Genomic DNA, 370 nt, shown 5'->3' with positions numbered 1-370 from the left:
TCAGTGATGTCGCCGTGGTTGATACCGTAGACGATGTTCTTGATGTCGCCCTTACCAGGTGCGGTCAGCAAAACCTTGGACACGCCCTTGGCCTCCAGGTGCTGAGAAAGGCCGTCCCGGTCGCGCCACACGCCAGTGTTGTCCACCACGATTGCGTCGTTGATGCCGTATTCGGTGTAGTCGATCTCCGCCGGGTTGTTGGCGTAGATGATGCGAATCGGGGTGCCGTTGGCCCAGATCGTGTTGTTTTCCTCGTCCGTGGTGATAGTGCCGTCGAAGGCTCCGTGAACGGAATCGCGGCGCAGCAGAGAAGCACGCTTGATCAGGTCGCCCTCCCCCTTGGAGCGGACGACGACGGCACGCAGGCGCG

1 protein-coding gene is annotated in these 370 nt (G+C 61.1%); it reads right to left on the bottom strand.

All coding sequences use genetic code 11. From position 1 onward, the window contains the following. The coding region (locus tag CYJ76_RS11580) for a glyceraldehyde 3-phosphate dehydrogenase NAD-binding domain-containing protein (RefSeq protein WP_331250401.1) at positions 1 to 370 on the bottom strand (370 nt) is incomplete at both ends.

Origin of the sequence: Kytococcus schroeteri, from assembly GCF_002847825.1 — a bacterium.
Classification (GTDB): Bacteria; Actinomycetota; Actinomycetes; order Actinomycetales; family Dermatophilaceae; genus Kytococcus; species Kytococcus schroeteri.
This window is presented reverse-complemented; position numbering and strand designations above follow the sequence as displayed.